The following is a 16,084-nucleotide window of genomic DNA, read 5'->3' on the forward strand; positions in this document are numbered from 1 at the left end:
GGTTTGTTCGTTAACTTTGAAAGTCCAAGAACTACATTAAAATTAAATTTAGATATGAAATACTTAGCATCATTGCTGTTGGTTGGTTTTGCATTTTTTGCAACTGCCCAAGAAGGAGAAGAGCCCATGACTGGCCCAAAGATTTCGTTTACTGAAAAATCTTTCGATTTTGGTGAAATTACTCAAGGAGAAAAAGTGGAGCATGTTTTCGAATTTGAGAATGTTGGTAATGAACCATTAATTCTTTCTGATGTGAGAACCACATGTGGCTGTACGGCTCCAGAGTGGCCTAGAGAGCCCATTGCACCAGGTAAAAAGGCTAAGTTGAAAGTTGTGTTCAACAGTGCAGGCAAAATGGGAATGCAAAACAAGGTAATTACGGTTATGTCTAATGCTGTGAACAATCCAGAACGTGTGAAGATTGTTACTAATGTAATGCCGCCGGATCCAAACAATTAATAATTTCTAGCGCCAAATATTGCGCTTCCAATTCTGATCATACTGCTCCCTTCTTCAAGAGCGATTTTGTAATCGCCACTCATTCCCATAGAGAGAGTGTTCATTTGAACATTGGTATGATCAGAATTTTTAGTTTCGTCAAAAAGCTGTTTAAGTCTTTTAAACTCTTTTCTAACCTGATCTTCATCATCCGAGTTGGTTGCCATACCCATCATTCCTACGATGCGAATATTTAACAACTCTTTTAACTGATTGTCTGCTAATATTTCGTCAAGTTCGACTTTACTCAACCCAAATTTGGTGTCTTCTTCAGCAATATGAATTTGTAAAAGACAGTCAATGATTCGATTTACTTTTTTTCCTTGTTTATCGACTTCTTTGAGCAATTTGAATGAGTCAATTCCATGTATCAAATGGACGAATGGAGCTATATATTTTACTTTATTCCGCTGCAGATGACCTATCATATGCCAATGAATGTCTTTCGGGAGTTCTTCTGCCTTTTGAGCCAATTCCTGAACTTTATTCTCCCCAAAGTCTAAATGACCAGTTTCATATGCCTCCTGGATGGCTGACATTGGCTTGGTTTTACTTACAGCCACCAAAGTGCAGGTTTCTGGCAATGATTCTTTTAAATCTTTAAGTTGGTTTGATATTTCGCTCATTATTGTCTCTTTTACATCCCTTAAATTTGAAAACTCAAGAATAAGTTTCAATTGATTGAATGGCAATTTTAGGGACATTACTCAAGAAGGGGATCATGTTGCGAGAAAGTTTGGAGCAACTATATACTTCCCCGCTTGATTTACAGAAGCAGGAACTAAGAAACTTATTGATACAATGCCAGTCTACAAAATTTGGGATGTCGCATTCGTTCGATAGTATTCTTACCTCATTTAAAAAGGGGAAGAATGAGTTTTACAAATCCTTTACAGAAAAGGTGCCGATCCATGATTATGATAAAATCTACCAAGATTGGTGGCATATGGCCAAAGAAGGAGAAAGAGACGTATGCTGGCCCGGAAAGATTAAATATTTTGCCTTAAGCTCAGGAACTTCAGGTGCGTCTTCTAAATATATCCCTATCACTCGAGAAATGGTGAAGTCGATACGGAAGACCTCTATGAGACAGATTCTGACCATGGGCAAGTATGACTTGCCTGCTTCACTGTTTTCAAAAGGTATTTTAATACTCGGGGGCAGCACTGACTTAAAAAAAAGCGGTCATTATTTCGAAGGTGATCTAAGTGGCATTACAGCGGCACAAATTCCTTTTTGGTTTCAGCATTTTTATAAACCTGGTAAAAGAATAGCTAAGACCAAAGATTGGAATGATAAGTTGGAGGAGATTGTAAAGAAAGCTCCGGACTGGGATATTGGCATTATCGTTGGTGTTCCCGCATGGCTTCAAATTTTGATGGAAAAGATAATTGAAAAGTACAATCTTAAGACCATACACGACATCTGGCCTAATCTGCAAATCTTCGTTCATGGAGGGGTTTCATTTGAGCCATACAAACGTGGATTTGAGAAGCTTTTAAGTCGCCCACTGAATTACATGGAGACATATCTGGCCTCTGAGGGATTTATTGCATTTCAAGCGTTCCCGAATAGAAAGTCAATGCGATTGGTTATGAACAATGGAATCTTCTATGAGTTTATACCTTTTACCGACACCAACTTTGATGAAGATGGTAAATTGAAATCGGAAGCAAAAACGGTAAAAATTGATGAGATAGAAGAAAACAGAGAATATGCCTTATTGATAACGACGAATGCTGGCGCATGGAGATATATGATTGGTGACGTAATAAAATTCACTTCTTTGGAAGAAGGTGAAATTGTGATTACAGGTCGTACCAAACTTTTCATGAGCTTATGTGGAGAGCATTTAAGTCTCGATAATATGAATAAAGCGATAGAATTGGTAGAGGAAGAAATGAAGATAGATATCAGAGAGTTTACACTGCTGGGAGATAGGTCTGACAGCTTGTTTGCACATCACTGGTACATTGGTACGGATGATGAAGTAGAAAATTATCAACTGAAGGAGCGAATAGATCACCACCTAATGCGACTAAATGATGACTATAAAGTAGAGCGTAGTTCAGCCCTTAGAGAGGTTAGATTGAGCGTATTACCAACGGAAGTTTTTTATAAATGGATGGAGTCCCAAGGAAAAGTAGGCAGTCAAAATAAATTTCCTCGTGTACTTAAGAAAGAAAAGGCACAACTTTGGAGAAATTTTCTGAACGAACAAAATACAGAAGTTAGCTAGATGCCTCCAATTATTAATGGACTGATTTTCGGTCTTATCTTCCTTTTTGCCATTGGTCCGGCATTTTTCGCACTCATACAGACAAGTATTCAGCAAGGATTAAAGAAGGCAATCTTCCTTGCAGTTGGCATTTCTGTCAGTGATATTTTCTATGTAGTTATTGTCCTTTTTGGTATGTCCAAGGCTTTAGAAACCGATGATTTTAAATTTTGGATGGGAATTTTCGGTGCCATTATGTTGGGAGCCTACGGTTTGTATTCATGGTTTAAGACGCCCAAAATTCAGAATGAAGAAGCCATGCTGAACGACTCGAACTATGCCAAGCAGTTTGCAAAAGGGTTGTTGTTGAATGGCTTAAACCCATTTATCATCGTGTCCTGGGCTACATGGGTAAGTGCTATAGCTATCAACTTTGAATATGGCTTTAATCAACAAATTCAATTTTTTGGAGGAATGCTCATCACCATATTTAGTATGGACCTTGGAAAAGCCTTTATCGCGCACCGATTGAAGCATTTAATTACGGTAAGATTTGTAAGAAATATGAATAGGACTGTGGCAATTATTCTTGTGTTGTTCACTATTCAGATCTTATACTTTTTACTTAATAATTACCTATAAAAAAACACGCCCCATACATGGGACGTGTCTACTCTTAAAACCTAACCTAACTTTTTTAACTATCTATTGAATAGTAAAACCAAATATCTTTTCATCAGTATTGGTATTAACTACTAACGTATAAGTGCCTTCATTGAGATTTGTAATCTCTGATAAATCCACCATGATACCATTAATTTCTTTTTCTTCCTCGTTCAAGTAAATTTTGATTTCTTGATTCTTGGGATTGGACAACCATACCTTAGTTCCTTTAGTGAAAACTGGCTGTCCGCTTTCTACTGCAACCGCTTTTTCGCTGAATTCAATTGCTACATCTGAGGGTTGATTTACGGTACCGTATGAAACAACGAAGTTGAATGAAAATACCGAGAGGAGGATTGACACAAACTTTATCATAACTGCTTTTCTTTATTCTATACAACACAAAAAACGAGAAAAACCCTGATTTCGTATCAGGGTTTTAGTTAAGATGTCTTAAAAAATAGTTAAAAAGCTGTTATTTGTCGTTTAGGCTTTCAAATCTCTTTTGGTCAGAATCCAGGTGATAAATAGCATAAAAATCGCCCCCCAGCCTACTGCAATTAGCCATTCATACCAAAAGACATAATCTTTTATTTCCTGAAACAGGTAGCGTGCAAATGGACTTTCGTACACTTTCCCGCACAATTTTTCCATAGAGTAAATAGGGAAAAATTTTACAATCCCGGCGGTATAGTCTCTTGTAAATGGAGCGAACTCCAATATTGAGGTAACTATTGGCTCAAACACCAAACTGTATAGCATCGTAATTACGATTGCAAATCCCGCCTTCTTAATGACCATGGCAAGACTGAAAGCAAAAAGACAAAAGACAACTAGCTGCAAGAAATAAGCTAGTAAGAATTCAAAGTCAGCGAAAATATATTTCAAATCAGTGACATGAGAATACATGAATCCAGCGATTAATCCAGAGCCAAATAGCACAAGTGTGCACATGCCGGCTAAAAAGAGGATTAGTGAAAGTTTTGACATTAAGAATTCTCGCTTACTTATGCCATCAATAATGTTTTGTCTGAGTGTGTTGTAGGAAAGCTCATTGTTTACAGAAACGATCACAATGAAGGAAATAAGTATCTTAACAAAAGATGCCAGCCAAACCGAATTTTGCCAGATATCTGGAAAATCATAAATAGGAAGAATTGTCGGATCGATTCCATCAAAATCGGCTCCTTTACTCTTTAGCCATTCCAGAAAGAACATTCCTCCATTGGTAATAATTAATTGTGCTATTAAATACAGCGCAAACAGAATCCAAAATACCCTGTAGTGCTTCAGTTTCAGCCATTCAAGTGTAAAAGCTCTAATCATTTTCTTTAAGGATTTTTAAGAATTCTTGTTCAAGTGATTTGGATTGAGGAACCAGTTTATTGAGTGCTATTCCCTGGTCAAAGCAGTAGCTATTTAGCTTTTCAGACGACTGACCTTCCTTGAGGTAAGCCATCAGTGTACCATTCTGTTTTTCTAACTTATCTAATCCATCAAATTTTTGAATAGAGCTGGCAAGCGTCTCCAGATTTGAAGCTGAAATCTCCACAGCATTGGTTTCACCAAGAATGCTTTTTACAGATCCTTCGTGAAGTTTTACGCCCTTTCTTAGAATGCAAAAGTCTGTACATACTTTCTGCACTTCGTCTAGCAGATGACTCGCCATTATAATTGTCTTTCCTTGTGCGGCAATGTCTCTTATAAGCTGACGCACTTCAGCGATGCCTTCCGGGTCCAAACCATTGGTGGGTTCGTCAAGCATCAAAACAGGTGGATCTGATAGAAGCGCAGCGGCTAGTGAAAGTCGCTGCTTCATGCCTAAACTATAAGTTTTAAACTTGTCATTTCGTCTTTCGTAAAGATTGACCTGCTTTAGAATATCATCTATTTTGTGTGTACCACATTTTTTAATGTGCGCCACAATCCGAAGGTTCTGGGTGGCAGTTAGGTAGCTATAGAAACAAGGTGTTTCCAGTATAGACCCTATTTTTTGTCGAGCTTCTACGTTGTCTATTCCATCAAACCATTCGAAGCTACCGCTGGTTGGGGCTACTACCTCCAGAATCATTCCTAATGTGGTTGTTTTACCACTACCATTGGGTCCTAGTATACCATAGACCTGGCCAGCTTCTATGGTAAGATCTAGCTGCTCGACGGCCGTCAACTTACCAAATCTCTTTGTGAGTTTATTGATTTTTAATACGCTCATTTGAAGTTGAATTGGTCAGTTAATAACGGTAGCATATCAGAACTTTGAAAGCTTTCTAGCAGCGTTGGGATTTTTGCGAATGGAATGTCGCCACGTAGATAGAATGCTATGGCGTTGCCTTCAGCGGCTACTATTCCTACATACTCATCCTTTTTTCCAATGATTCTCATTTCTTGTTTTCCTAGCATGGTCATGTATTCTTCAAAACCTTTGGCTTGATAATTTCTTATTAAGTCTGTATAGCTTTTGGAGGCAGCAGTTGCTGAGTCCAATGTGTAGATCAATACTTTTTCAATGTCATTGACCATCTCATTAAAATTTGGATTTTGAGCTAGATTGACCATTCTTAATGTGCTGGGATACAAGCAAATAGGATTCATCCACCTAGTGGTCCTTCGTGGTTCTGCGAAATCTTTAATAATAGATTCCTGAGCGATAGAGGGCAAAAAAATGGTTGCCAATAGCGTAGCGAGCAGGTATTTCTTCATGTAGTAGAAGTGCTAATTGTAGCTGTTATGTTTACAAAAAAAAGAAAGGTGGGTAGAAATCGCTCTAGACCCACCTTGTTTTCTATCTTAAATCTTAATCATTGTCATCTTCTTCCAGATTCTTGAGATACTTCAACTCACTCATCCGCATCATGCTGGCAAGCTTTGAAACCTGCTTCAGGTCTATGATCCCGTAAAGGCTCACCATCGCAAATTTTTCCTTTCCACCTGCAACTAATATCAACTCCTCAATGATTCCGTCCTTTTCTTTAATGGAAATCTTTACATTTTCTTCGGCATCCTTTACAGTCATTAATTCTTCGTAGCCGGCTTTGGCTACATCGCTAATGGCGCTGTTGTAAAGACCTTTTGGATCAGAAACTTTTTCGCTGGCTACTACCTTCATGCCTTTGATCTTGCTGATTACGTCAAGGAATTCTTTTTCATCTTCAGTATTTCCTTCCATCTCAGTGAAAAGTGAAAACATTTTACTGCTTACAGATACTTTGGTGAAGGTTTCATCATCTTCGTACTTGTCAAAATACTTGGAAACAACTGCTCCCTGTCCGAAGGCATAGCCAGCAACAGAAAGAATAAACATGGTTAATACAATCTTTTTCATCGTTTTATTTTTTTAATGATCTTTAATCAAGGTTTTGGTTTTCGTATTCGAAAAAATGACTTAGGATTCCTCCTGTAGTTCTTCCTTCGCTTTGTTGATCTTGGTAAGCTCCAATGTATGATTCTGTCCCTGGTTTAATTCGGAACCAATCATCATCAATGCTTCTTTAGTAGCCTGGAAAGCTTTTTCAGGGTCGTCAATCGCAAATGGATCTTTCTTTGCATCGTTGAATACCAACGCTGCTGTAATAACTCCAATCGTAATCGTAGCTGCTGCAGATAGCCAAGCTTTTCTTCTATTTATCGCTTTCGGCCCATCGAATTTTTCTGATTTCTGTTTTGCAAGAAATCTAAAGTAATGACTTTCATTGCTGAGTGCCGGGTTGGATTTAAAGTGTGATTTAATCACTTTCTCCTCATCCAGGGTGGTCTCACCATTCCAGTACTTTTCAAGCAGTTTATCAATTTGCGATCCCATATGCGTCTATTTTTTGCATGGCTTCTTTTACTTTTTTTCGAGCTCGGTGAATGTTGACTTTGACATCACTTTCACTGATCTCGCACGTTTCAGCTATGTCCTGATAGCTCATGTCTTCCACTTCACGAAGGTGGAAAACCTCCTGCTGCTTGGCCGGTAGTGTATTGAGCACCTGCTTCATCAATGACATAAAGTCCTTTGTTATGGCTTGCTCTTCTACCGTGCCGGAATATCTCATATTTACCACTTTTTCATCCAGGTCTGCATATCTGTTTCTACGTAAGATTTCGATGCATCTATTTCGGACAATTCGAAAAGCCCACGCGTTGACTTTCTCTACTTTGTCCAGATCCTTACGAATACTCCAAATTTTCGTGAGGCAGTCTTGCACTACATCCTTTGCAGTCTCTGGCTCATGTACAATCGATAACGCGTATCGATACATGCCGTCAGAAGCTGGAAGTATGTGTTTATGGTATAGGTTTTGTGACATTCAGCTAGATGATGTGGAGGCCCAATGAAAAGTTACAGATTAGTTTAATCTTTTTTTAATCTGTCAATACATTCGTCACAAATGTGGATTTGGTAACCAACCAAAGCAATAAGAAAATGGAAGCCCATTTTAAGTACACATAATAGAAATCATTAGTGTCTTTATAGCGTGTTTCTTTTATTTCAGCCTTTTCCAGCCTGTCTATCTCATCAAAAACCTGGACCAGTGCCTCCTTGTCTGAAACTCGGTAGAATTTGCCATTGCCGATTCTTGCAATCTCTCGAAGTGTAGATTCGTCAAAAGTATTTTCTACCAGCCTTGGCCTTCCAAAAAAATCAGTTCCAAATGGCACCTTACCTTCTCGTCCAATGGCTATCACATACATCTTGATATTGTAGGCGTTTGCCAAATTAGCTGCTGTAATAGGATCAACATTACCAGCTGTATTATCTCCGTCGCTTAGGAGAATCATCACCTTGGATTCTGATTCTGATTCTCTGAGAAAGTTGATTCCTGATGTAACAGCATTGCCTATTGCGGTTCCTCTGCTTTCTATCTTATCGAAATCAATATCTTCAATCAATTCATAAAGTAATCCATAATCAGTGGTGAGTGGGCAGGAAGGAAGAGCATCGCCGGAGAAAATTACCAAACCTATACGGTCTTGAAATCTTCCAGCAACGAAATTGCGAGCAACTTCTTTGGCCGCTTCTAGTCTGTTTGGGAGAAAATCCATGATTTGCATGGATTCCGAAATATCAATATTCAAGACGATATCAATACCCTCGCTCCATTGCTCCACTTGTTCATTTGTGGTTTGTGGACGTGCGAGGCTAATCATTATCATCAATAAGCTAATAATGAAAAAGACAGGAGGAATGAATCGTAGGTAGGTAATCGGATCACTCTTAAGGTCTTTCTTAGTAAGAGCTACCGGAAGCTTTTGATTAAACCTATGGATGAAGAGCCATCGTAAAATGAAAATAAATGGAATGGCAATCATGGCATAAAGCCATATCGGGCTCGCCCAGTCAAAATTTTGAAGTTTTGATGGTGTAAACCATTCAAATGAAAACCAATCTGCAGTTTTATCTTCCATCTTTGATTTCCTCTACTTTTTTTGAATAACGATCCTGAGTAAAGACTTCTATTTGCTCAAAATCCTGAAAAACATCTTCTTGTGTTCGTTTTCCATATACCACACGATCGACAGACATTAATGGTTTTTCTAATTCTTGAGTAAAGTCTTGACTAAGTATCTCTTTGGTAGTAAATACAGTAAAAGGAACCTTATCCAGTCGTTGTTGATAATTTTTCCAAAGCACGAGTGCTTTTTCAGCCAGGTCTGGGTCTGGATCTACTTTTAGCTTTTTGATGTAATTGTTGAATACCACGGAAAACTGTTCATACTGGGAGCGCAATCTTCTAAGTTTAATCCATTTGATAATTTTTTTACCAAAAATTAAAAGCAAAATGATGGTCAGGAGAATGAAACCACCAAGTACATAGTACATCAAAGGAAAATTGAATTGCGTATCTACGAGTTGATAGTCCAGATTAGTTTTTAATGATGTGGTGTCGGAAACGATAGGAGCTAGCTCGGTGAGAAAAATAGAGTCAAGAGGAGTTTCTATTACTGTTGAGTCACTGCCATTGAGAATCACAGCAGGAAGTTTGAGGTATTGAATTTTTTCAATTTCAAATGACTGAATTGTATAAACTGTACTATCATATGCTAGATTATTCTTGATTTGAGTTGCGAAGTACTGTTTACCACTAATCTCGAATGGTGAAAATGAATATAAGCTATCTGGAAAAACCATCTCTAACGATGGAGGATAGGTGGCTGACATCCAAAACCTTACGTCTTGTCCAATAAGAAGACTGTCTTCAATAAATCCACCTCTAACGGAAATTTCCTGCGCACTCAAATTCCATGAGAACAATACAGCCACCATGGTCAATAACCATTTACCTTGTCCTTCTTGCATTGCTTCTATTTCTATGTCTAAATAGTTTGATCAATTTAGGTACGTAATCATCTTCTGTACCAATGGAAATGTAGTTTACATTATTTCTTTTGCAGAAATTTTCGAGTGAGTCTTTATTTTTTCCATGCGTTTTTTCTACGGCATTTTTAAATTCTTTTGATGAAGTATTTAACCACACAGTCTTCCCTGATTCTTTTTCATAAAGTGGAACAATGCCTAGATGTGGGGCTGCTGACTCACGTTTATCCGAAATGTGTACAACTACTAAATCATGTTTACGAGCCAACCCGCGCATGGAGTGAGTGAAGTTCTCATCGATAAAATCTGAAATGATAAATACAATCGCTTTTTTATTGAGCAAGTTTAACGTGTATTTGATGCCTTCATCCAGATTGGTCTTTCTTGATTTGGGTTTCAGTTTGAACATGCGATTGATGATTTCATACGCATGTTTGACAGTTTTACTTGGCTTAATATAATCTTCAACGCGATCAGAGTAGCAAAGCAATCCGACTTTGCTGCCTTCACGTATTGCAGAAAGGGTGAGCAACCCTGTCATTTCTTTGGCTAGGTCAATTTTTTGTCGATTATCTTTTCCAATTTCCTGTGATGCCGAAACATCCAGAAAGAAAAAAACTGTTTGTTCCTTCTCTTCAATAAATGTTTTCATAAAGGTTCCGTGACCTTTAGCAGTAACTCGCCAGTCGATGTTTCGAACATCATCACCCCATTGATATGGGCGCACATCGTCGAATTCCAGACCCGATCCTTTGAAAATGGAATGGAAGTCTCCCTGCATCTGCGAATTAATCGCTTTACGAATACGTATTTCGTATCTTCTAAGTCTTTTGAGGATATCCTTCATATTGAGTTTTTTGCTTTATCAAGTTTGGCATTAATATGGCATTATTGATAATTGCAATGCATGTATGATCTTTGCTAATGGATCAAACTCGCTTTGACCTTCAAAATTATATTTTCACGAATTTATAGACTGATTTGAGAAACCTTTTTTTAACCGTTCTTGTAATAGTTTGCTCTTGCTCTAGTTCAGATGAGCCAAAAGATCTCATTAGTAATGAACAAATGGTGAAAGTAATGATAGAGATTCACTTGCTAGAAGCTAAAATAAATAAGTTACGGATTGATCCGGTAGATAGCACACAGGCCGTCTATAATCATTACGAGAAGTTATTATTCGAAGATCTAGGGATTGATCAGGATCAATACGAACGAAGTTTTAACTACTATGTAGATCATCCAAACGATTTTGAAAAAATCTACAATGCTGTGGTTGACACTTTGATGGAACGAGAGAAATTATTCAACTAGTGAAAGTTTATCCACAGGATATAGAAGAGAAGCTAGGTTTCGATCAAATCAGAGTTCATCTGATCCGTTTTTGTCAGAGTGAACGTGGTGAACAGCTCGCGAAAAAAGCCAAGCCAACAGAGCGTTACGACGTTTTAGTTAGGTGGTTGAATCAAGCAAAGGAGATGATTCGATTGAAAGGTAATTCTGAGGATAAAGTCTCATTTGAGTTTCCTGATATGGATGAATATCTGACCAGAATAAAGGTTCCTGGCTCATTTCTGGATCCACAAGACTTTCATGAATTGAAGAGAGGTGTGAATACACTCACCTCTTGGGTGCAGTTTTTCAAAAAAAAAGGAGGAGACTATCCTGAATTATTTAGTATTTCTAATGCAATAGAAATTGATCCAAATCTTTCTATTCACATAGATAAGGCGATAGATGATAGAGGCGAGATGAAGGATTCTGCCTCAAGAGAGTTATCAGAAATCAGATCTAGTATATCAAAATCTGAAAGAGCCGTTCGTTCCGCCATTCAGAAGATCTTGAAAAAAGCAAAGGATGATCAGTTTACGGATGATGACAGTACCCTTACAATTAGGGATGGGCGTTTGGTAATACCAATAAAAGCTGAACATAAGAAAAAGATTCAGGGATTTGTACATGATGAATCAGCAACTGGTCAAACGGTGTATCTAGAGCCCGGAGAGGTTTTGGATTTAAACAATCAAGTGAGGGAATTGAAATATGCTGAAAAAAGGGAGGTGATTCGTATTTTAATAGTCCTTTCAGACCATCTGCGAGCCAATCTTTCTGATCTAAAAAGTGGTGCTGGACTGCTTGAAAAGTTGGATTTTATCCATTCCAAAGCACTTTTAGCCGACTTTATAGATGGTTCGGTTCCAAAAGTGGAAAACACACAAGCATTCTCATTGATAAATGCTGCGCATCCACTACTCTATTTATCACACCAAGAAAATGGAAAGCCTGTTATTCCCTTAAACCTTGTCCTCAATCGGGATAAGCGAATTCTAATCATTTCTGGTCCAAATGCTGGCGGAAAATCTGTTGCATTAAAAACTGTAGGGTTACTGCAATATATGTTGCAGACTGGCCTTCCGATTTCGGTTAATGAGGAAAGCAAAATGGGTATATTTTCATCCATATTTATAGATATCGGCGATACTCAATCCATAGAAGATGATCTGAGTACGTACAGTTCTCACCTCACGTCTATGAAATATTTCCTTGAGTATACAGATAAGAAGTCAATGTTCCTGATCGATGAATTTGGCAAAGGAACAGAACCACAATTTGGAGGGGCAATTGCCGAATCCGTCCTTTCGGATCTGAATAAAAAGAAAGCGTTTGGTATAGTCACCACTCACTATCAAAACCTGAAAAAAATCGGTGATGAGACAGCAGGCTTGATTAATGGTGCTATGAAATACGACTTGGATGCTTTGGAGCCATTGTTTGAGTTAGAGGTAGGTAAACCAGGAAGTTCATTTGCTTTTGAAATTGCAGGCAAGATCGGCTTGCCGAATCAGATCATTGAATCTGCAAGACAGAAAATAGGTAGTTCTCATGTGGCTTACGATCAATTACTAAACCAGTTGGAAAAGGAAAAGGCGCGTTTTGAAAAGCTTACTAAGAAGCTGGAAGAAGATCAATCTGACATCACAAAGGTTCGTAAAGACTATGAAGATCTGCGCAACATGTTGGAAGAAGACAAGAAGCGGATCATTAAAGAAGCTAAAAAGGAAGCCAACCATATACTTGAAAATGCCAATAAAGACGTGGAACGTGTGATCCGTGAAATAAAGGAAAGCAAAGCATCAAAAGAACGTACAAAGGCTGCAAGGCAAGAATTGGATCAGAAAAAATCCAAATTCCAAGAAAAAAAGGCGGTAACTATTAGTACCTTAAAAGAAGGAGATGTCGTGAGGGTGATTGGTCAGGAGACTACCGGAGCAATACAGAAGATCAAAGGAAAGCAAGCAGAAGTATTATTTGGAGCGATGAAATCCATCGTTTCCACATCAAAGCTTGAAAAAGCAAATGCCTCTCCTCAGGTTAGTTATCAAAAGAAAGTAAAAAAATTAGGCATAGATATAAGTCAGAAGATGGCAAATTTTGAACATGAAATTTCAATTCGAGGCATGCGAGCGGATGAAGCAATGAATAGGATAGAGACCTTTATTGATGAAGCACTTTTGGTTGGTGTTGATGAAGTTAGAATTGTGCATGGCAAAGGACATGGAGTATTGCGCGAGATTGTTAGAAATGTAACAAAGGGACATCCAAGTATAGCGAGTGTGGAAGATGAACATGCTGACCGAGGAGGCGCAGGAATATCTATCATAAAGCTTCAGTAATGAAATTTACCCAACAGCAATTAGCATTAAGAAACGGGAATGATCGAGAGGAAATTTGGATAGCATACAAAGGCGTTATATACGATGTGACCAAGTCCAAACTATGGAAAGAAGGCAAGCATTATGAACATTGGGCAGGGCAGGACTTAACTAATGAATTGCAAGAAGCACCTCATGATACAAAAGTTTTTGAGAAATTGCAGGTAATAGGAAGTTTAATCCAATGAAGATTGTAGAGTCAGGAATAAAAGATGTCAAGGCGCACGAAAGTGTAAAGGTGGTTATGCCTTGCAACCTTTATGGATGTGACTTAGGAGAAAATGTCTTCGTTGGTCCATTTGTAGAAATACAAAAAAATGTAAGAATAGGAGCACGAACCAAAGTACAATCTCATACATTTATCTGTGAACTGGTAACTGTAGGAGAAGATTGCTTTATCGGTCATGGGGTCATGTTTGTTAATGATGATTTTTCATCAGGTAGACCTGCAGATGGTGATAGTACTAAGTGGAGAAAAACATCAATTGGAAATGGTGTATCCATTGGTTCAAATGCCACTCTTATGCCTGTTACTATTTGTGATAATGTGGTCATCGGCGCTGGAGCTGTGGTTACGAAAGACATCACCGAGTCTGGCATATATGCTGGCAATCCAGCAATAAAATTAAGAAATATATGAGCGTACCTTTTGTAGATCTAAAGGCACAGTACGAATCAATCAAAGACGATATAGATACAGCAATTGCTAAAGTCATAAATGAAACTTCATTTATTGGTGGATCAATAATCAAGTCATTTGAAGCTGATTTTGGAAAATATGTTGGAATTAAGCATTGCATTGGTGTAGCGAATGGGACAGATGCTATTGAGATAGCTTTAAAAGGGCTAGGAATTGGAGCGGGTGATGAAGTCCTTGTTCCTGCACTTACTTGGATAAGTACAGCCGGCGCAGTGAATAGTGTAGGTGCCGAGCCTGTCTTTGTAGATGTTTTAGAAGATGAGCGAACGATTAATCCTGAATTAATTGAGGAAAAAATTAACTCAAAAACGAAGGCCATTATTCCGGTGCACCTATATGGTCTGCCAGCAAGAATGGATAAAATCTTGCCAATTGCTAGAAAGCATGGATTACAAATTATAGAAGATTGCGCTCAGGCGCATGGAGCGGAAATACAAGGACAAAAGGTTGGCACTTTTGGGGACATTGCCACTTTTTCATTTTATCCCGGAAAGAACCTTGGTGCCTACGGAGATGCTGGAGCAATAGTAACTTCCAGCGATGAATTGGCAGAGACTTGCAAAATGCTGGCCAATCATGGTCAGCTTAGTAAGCATGATCATCGGATTGTGGGAAGAAACAGCAGGTTGGATACTATACAAGCGGCCATCCTTCAAACAAAATTACCTCACCTCGAGAGCTGGACCAACGCCAGAATTCAAGCTGCAAAATGGTATGATGAAAAGCTCAGTCTAGTGAAGCCAACCATTCCTGAAAACATGAGACATGTATTTCATTTGTTTGTCGTACAATCACCAAAGAGAGATGAACTAATGAACAAACTGAAAGAGGTGAATGTTGGTTGTGCCATTCATTACCCAGCACCTCTTCCTCACTTAGAGAGCTATTCATATAAAGGGTACAAAATCGGAGATTTCCCAGTTGCTGAAAAGCTTTGCAAGGAGATTCTTTCTATACCCATGTTTGCCGAACTTGACGAAGATGAAGTTGATTGGATTTGCGAAATCTTAAATAATGCCTGATCGAATAGTACATATTGGATTTCCTAAAACGGCTACAACATTTCTTCAGTGGGAGGTTTTCCCCTATCTAAAAGAAGTAAATTATGTTGACTATAATGCTTGTAGAGACATCTTCCCTCAAATAGTATTCACTGACAGATTGGATCATGATCTTAAAGTACTATCCAATAAAATGGATAAATATGAGAAGAAGGGTGCAACCAATTTTTATTCATTTGAATTACTAGCTGGATCACCATTTTCCCCAAAAGGGATGAATAGATCCTTAATAGCTGAGTCATTAAAGGATGTAGGGTTTAGTAGAGTAATTATAACTGTCAGAGATCAGGCAAAAGCAATTGATAGCTATTATCGCCAATATATAGTTCAAGGTGGTACTTTAAGATTCAGAAAATGGTTGGATATTAATGATAAACGAGGCTGGCTTCAGAAACACTTTAGTCTTTCTTATCTTAAATATGACTTGCTAGTAGCTCATTATCAAAGTCTATTTGGAAAAGAGAATGTGCTTGTTGTTGACAGTGAAAATTTCCGCAAAGAAAAGGATCAAACAATCGATGATGTCTGTGGCTTTTTAGGAGCGTCAGGTTTAGATACTCCATCCATAAGATCAACAACGGTAAATAATTCACTCACCAACCTGAGTACGAGTATTCTCAGAGTTTGTAATTATTTTACATATAATGGCATAAGGCCGTCCCAATTCTTTCATGATTCCATCTCGACACGAAACTTTTGGTTACTTCTAAAGCTGATACTAGATCCATATTTTTTTCGCATTTTTTCTTCTGCAAAGAGTTACCTGAAAAAATATAAGTTGGAAAAAGAGTTGAAGGCCTATTATGCAGAATCAAATGATGAGCTTGAAAAAATTTGTTCAATACGATTAAAATGAGCGTTTTTTCATCAAATAATTTTGAGTCAAAAGATGTCCTATGTGCAATGTCTCAATATGTGAAATTGATTCAT

The 16,084-nt window shown here is 38.1% G+C and carries 20 protein-coding genes; 9 read left to right on the forward strand and 11 right to left on the reverse strand.

The genetic code is table 11. The annotated features are described in order from the left end of the window. The first annotated feature begins 54 nt into the window (after nt 1–54). On the forward strand, nt 55–459 hold the full coding sequence (locus tag ABJG98_RS04325) for a DUF1573 domain-containing protein (RefSeq protein WP_348278249.1): 405 nt from the start codon (nt 55–57) through the stop codon (nt 457–459). On the opposite strand, the gene ABJG98_RS04330 is transcribed toward ABJG98_RS04325, so the two are convergent. Further along, entirely contained in the window at nt 456–1,202 is a 747-nt protein-coding gene (locus ABJG98_RS04330) for a YggS family pyridoxal phosphate-dependent enzyme (RefSeq protein ID WP_348278250.1), read from the reverse strand. The two genes, ABJG98_RS04325 and ABJG98_RS04330, sit on opposite strands and share 4 nt — an antisense overlap. Here ABJG98_RS04330 and ABJG98_RS04335 point away from each other — a divergent pair. After that, on the forward strand, nt 1,184–2,737 hold the full coding sequence (locus ABJG98_RS04335; protein WP_348278251.1) for a GH3 auxin-responsive promoter family protein: 1,554 nt from the start codon (nt 1,184–1,186) through the stop codon (nt 2,735–2,737). The two genes, ABJG98_RS04330 and ABJG98_RS04335, sit on opposite strands and share 19 nt — an antisense overlap. After that, a complete protein-coding gene (locus ABJG98_RS04340) occupies nt 2,738–3,358 on the forward strand; it encodes a LysE family transporter (protein ID WP_348278252.1) in 621 nt (206 codons plus the stop codon). Nucleotides 3,359–3,421: 63 nt separating this feature from the next. Here the strand turns inward: ABJG98_RS04340 and ABJG98_RS04345 are convergent, their stop codons facing one another. The 10 genes from ABJG98_RS04345 to ABJG98_RS04390 all read right to left on the reverse strand — a co-directional run bounded on the left by ABJG98_RS04345 (nt 3,422) and on the right by ABJG98_RS04390 (nt 10,527). Continuing rightward, entirely contained in the window at nt 3,422–3,754 is a 333-nt protein-coding gene (locus ABJG98_RS04345; RefSeq protein WP_348278253.1) for a hypothetical protein, read from the reverse strand. Nucleotides 3,755–3,865: 111 nt separating this feature from the next. After that, the gene (locus ABJG98_RS04350) at nt 3,866–4,705 is read right to left on the reverse strand and encodes an ABC transporter permease (RefSeq protein ID WP_348278254.1); all 840 of its coding nucleotides are present in this window, start codon (nt 4,703–4,705) and stop codon (nt 3,866–3,868) included. After that, entirely contained in the window at nt 4,698–5,591 is an 894-nt protein-coding gene (locus tag ABJG98_RS04355; RefSeq protein WP_348278255.1) for an ATP-binding cassette domain-containing protein, read from the reverse strand. The genes ABJG98_RS04350 and ABJG98_RS04355 overlap by 8 nt, the downstream gene beginning before the upstream one ends. Next, nucleotides 5,588–6,079 carry a hypothetical protein gene (locus ABJG98_RS04360; RefSeq protein WP_348278256.1) on the reverse strand — a complete coding sequence of 164 codons (492 nt, stop codon included), beginning with the start codon at nt 6,077–6,079 and terminating at the stop codon, nt 5,588–5,590. Before ABJG98_RS04360 ends, ABJG98_RS04355 begins: the two co-directional genes overlap by 4 nt. A gap of 94 nt (nt 6,080–6,173) precedes the next feature. Beyond that, nucleotides 6,174–6,701 (reverse strand): DUF4252 domain-containing protein, encoded by a 528-nt coding sequence (locus ABJG98_RS04365; protein ID WP_348278257.1) that lies wholly within the window; start codon nt 6,699–6,701, stop codon nt 6,174–6,176. Between the two features lie 60 nt (nt 6,702–6,761). Further along, entirely contained in the window at nt 6,762–7,178 is a 417-nt protein-coding gene (locus tag ABJG98_RS04370) for a hypothetical protein (RefSeq protein WP_348278258.1), read from the reverse strand. After that, nucleotides 7,162–7,671: a sigma-70 family RNA polymerase sigma factor gene (locus tag ABJG98_RS04375; protein WP_348278259.1), complete on the reverse strand. Its 510-nt coding sequence runs from the start codon at nt 7,669–7,671 to the stop codon at nt 7,162–7,164. Before ABJG98_RS04375 ends, ABJG98_RS04370 begins: the two co-directional genes overlap by 17 nt. Nucleotides 7,672–7,726: 55 nt before the next feature. After that, nucleotides 7,727–8,770: a VWA domain-containing protein gene (locus tag ABJG98_RS04380; protein WP_348278260.1), complete on the reverse strand. Its 1,044-nt coding sequence runs from the start codon at nt 8,768–8,770 to the stop codon at nt 7,727–7,729. After that, a complete protein-coding gene (locus ABJG98_RS04385) occupies nt 8,760–9,662 on the reverse strand; it encodes a hypothetical protein (RefSeq protein WP_348278261.1) in 903 nt (300 codons plus the stop codon). Before ABJG98_RS04385 ends, ABJG98_RS04380 begins: the two co-directional genes overlap by 11 nt. Next, nucleotides 9,643–10,527: a DUF58 domain-containing protein gene (locus ABJG98_RS04390; protein WP_348278262.1), complete on the reverse strand. Its 885-nt coding sequence runs from the start codon at nt 10,525–10,527 to the stop codon at nt 9,643–9,645. Before ABJG98_RS04390 ends, ABJG98_RS04385 begins: the two co-directional genes overlap by 20 nt. A gap of 134 nt (nt 10,528–10,661) precedes the next feature. Between ABJG98_RS04390 and ABJG98_RS04395 the strand changes: the two genes are divergently transcribed. The 6 genes from ABJG98_RS04395 to ABJG98_RS04420 are packed head-to-tail and all read left to right on the forward strand — an operon-like array spanning nt 10,662 to nt 16,010. Continuing rightward, nucleotides 10,662–10,994, forward strand: coding sequence for a DUF4296 domain-containing protein (locus ABJG98_RS04395; protein ID WP_348278263.1), 333 nt, complete (start codon nt 10,662–10,664; stop codon nt 10,992–10,994). Further along, nucleotides 10,994–13,354: an endonuclease MutS2 gene (locus ABJG98_RS04400; protein WP_348278264.1), complete on the forward strand. Its 2,361-nt coding sequence runs from the start codon at nt 10,994–10,996 to the stop codon at nt 13,352–13,354. The genes ABJG98_RS04395 and ABJG98_RS04400 overlap by 1 nt, the downstream gene beginning before the upstream one ends. Further along, the gene (locus ABJG98_RS04405) at nt 13,354–13,581 is read left to right on the forward strand and encodes a cytochrome b5 domain-containing protein (protein ID WP_348278265.1); all 228 of its coding nucleotides are present in this window, start codon (nt 13,354–13,356) and stop codon (nt 13,579–13,581) included. Before ABJG98_RS04400 ends, ABJG98_RS04405 begins: the two co-directional genes overlap by 1 nt. After that, nucleotides 13,578–14,033, forward strand: coding sequence for an acyltransferase (locus ABJG98_RS04410; RefSeq protein ID WP_348278266.1), 456 nt, complete (start codon nt 13,578–13,580; stop codon nt 14,031–14,033). The genes ABJG98_RS04405 and ABJG98_RS04410 overlap by 4 nt, the downstream gene beginning before the upstream one ends. Then, nucleotides 14,030–15,115: a DegT/DnrJ/EryC1/StrS family aminotransferase gene (locus tag ABJG98_RS04415; protein WP_348278267.1), complete on the forward strand. Its 1,086-nt coding sequence runs from the start codon at nt 14,030–14,032 to the stop codon at nt 15,113–15,115. Before ABJG98_RS04410 ends, ABJG98_RS04415 begins: the two co-directional genes overlap by 4 nt. Further along, nucleotides 15,108–16,010 carry a hypothetical protein gene (locus ABJG98_RS04420; protein ID WP_348278268.1) on the forward strand — a complete coding sequence of 301 codons (903 nt, stop codon included), beginning with the start codon at nt 15,108–15,110 and terminating at the stop codon, nt 16,008–16,010. Before ABJG98_RS04415 ends, ABJG98_RS04420 begins: the two co-directional genes overlap by 8 nt. Nucleotides 16,011–16,084: the final 74 nt, after the last annotated feature.

This window comes from Ekhidna sp., assembly GCF_039960695.1.
Taxonomy (GTDB): domain Bacteria; phylum Bacteroidota; class Bacteroidia; order Cytophagales; family Cyclobacteriaceae; genus Ekhidna.

Coding starts and splice junctions, on each gene's coding strand:
- ABJG98_RS04390 (WP_348278262.1), bottom strand. CDS start 10,527: ATGAAGGATATCCTCAAAAGACTTAGAAGATACGAAATACGTATTCGT.
- ABJG98_RS04380 (WP_348278260.1), bottom strand. CDS start 8,770: ATGGAAGATAAAACTGCAGATTGGTTTTCATTTGAATGGTTTACACCA.
- ABJG98_RS04405 (WP_348278265.1), top strand. CDS start 13,354: ATGAAATTTACCCAACAGCAATTAGCATTAAGAAACGGGAATGATCGA.
- ABJG98_RS04360 (WP_348278256.1), bottom strand. CDS start 6,079: ATGAAGAAATACCTGCTCGCTACGCTATTGGCAACCATTTTTTTGCCC.
- ABJG98_RS04340 (WP_348278252.1), top strand. CDS start 2,738: ATGCCTCCAATTATTAATGGACTGATTTTCGGTCTTATCTTCCTTTTT.
- ABJG98_RS04415 (WP_348278267.1), top strand. CDS start 14,030: ATGAGCGTACCTTTTGTAGATCTAAAGGCACAGTACGAATCAATCAAA.
- ABJG98_RS04350 (WP_348278254.1), bottom strand. CDS start 4,705: ATGATTAGAGCTTTTACACTTGAATGGCTGAAACTGAAGCACTACAGG.
- ABJG98_RS04355 (WP_348278255.1), bottom strand. CDS start 5,591: ATGAGCGTATTAAAAATCAATAAACTCACAAAGAGATTTGGTAAGTTG.
- ABJG98_RS04370 (WP_348278258.1), bottom strand. CDS start 7,178: ATGGGATCGCAAATTGATAAACTGCTTGAAAAGTACTGGAATGGTGAG.
- ABJG98_RS04325 (WP_348278249.1), top strand. CDS start 55: ATGAAATACTTAGCATCATTGCTGTTGGTTGGTTTTGCATTTTTTGCA.
- ABJG98_RS04375 (WP_348278259.1), bottom strand. CDS start 7,671: ATGTCACAAAACCTATACCATAAACACATACTTCCAGCTTCTGACGGC.
- ABJG98_RS04365 (WP_348278257.1), bottom strand. CDS start 6,701: ATGAAAAAGATTGTATTAACCATGTTTATTCTTTCTGTTGCTGGCTAT.
- ABJG98_RS04335 (WP_348278251.1), top strand. CDS start 1,184: ATGGCAATTTTAGGGACATTACTCAAGAAGGGGATCATGTTGCGAGAA.
- ABJG98_RS04330 (WP_348278250.1), bottom strand. CDS start 1,202: ATGTCCCTAAAATTGCCATTCAATCAATTGAAACTTATTCTTGAGTTT.
- ABJG98_RS04345 (WP_348278253.1), bottom strand. CDS start 3,754: ATGATAAAGTTTGTGTCAATCCTCCTCTCGGTATTTTCATTCAACTTC.
- ABJG98_RS04385 (WP_348278261.1), bottom strand. CDS start 9,662: ATGCAAGAAGGACAAGGTAAATGGTTATTGACCATGGTGGCTGTATTG.
- ABJG98_RS04420 (WP_348278268.1), top strand. CDS start 15,108: ATGCCTGATCGAATAGTACATATTGGATTTCCTAAAACGGCTACAACA.
- ABJG98_RS04410 (WP_348278266.1), top strand. CDS start 13,578: ATGAAGATTGTAGAGTCAGGAATAAAAGATGTCAAGGCGCACGAAAGT.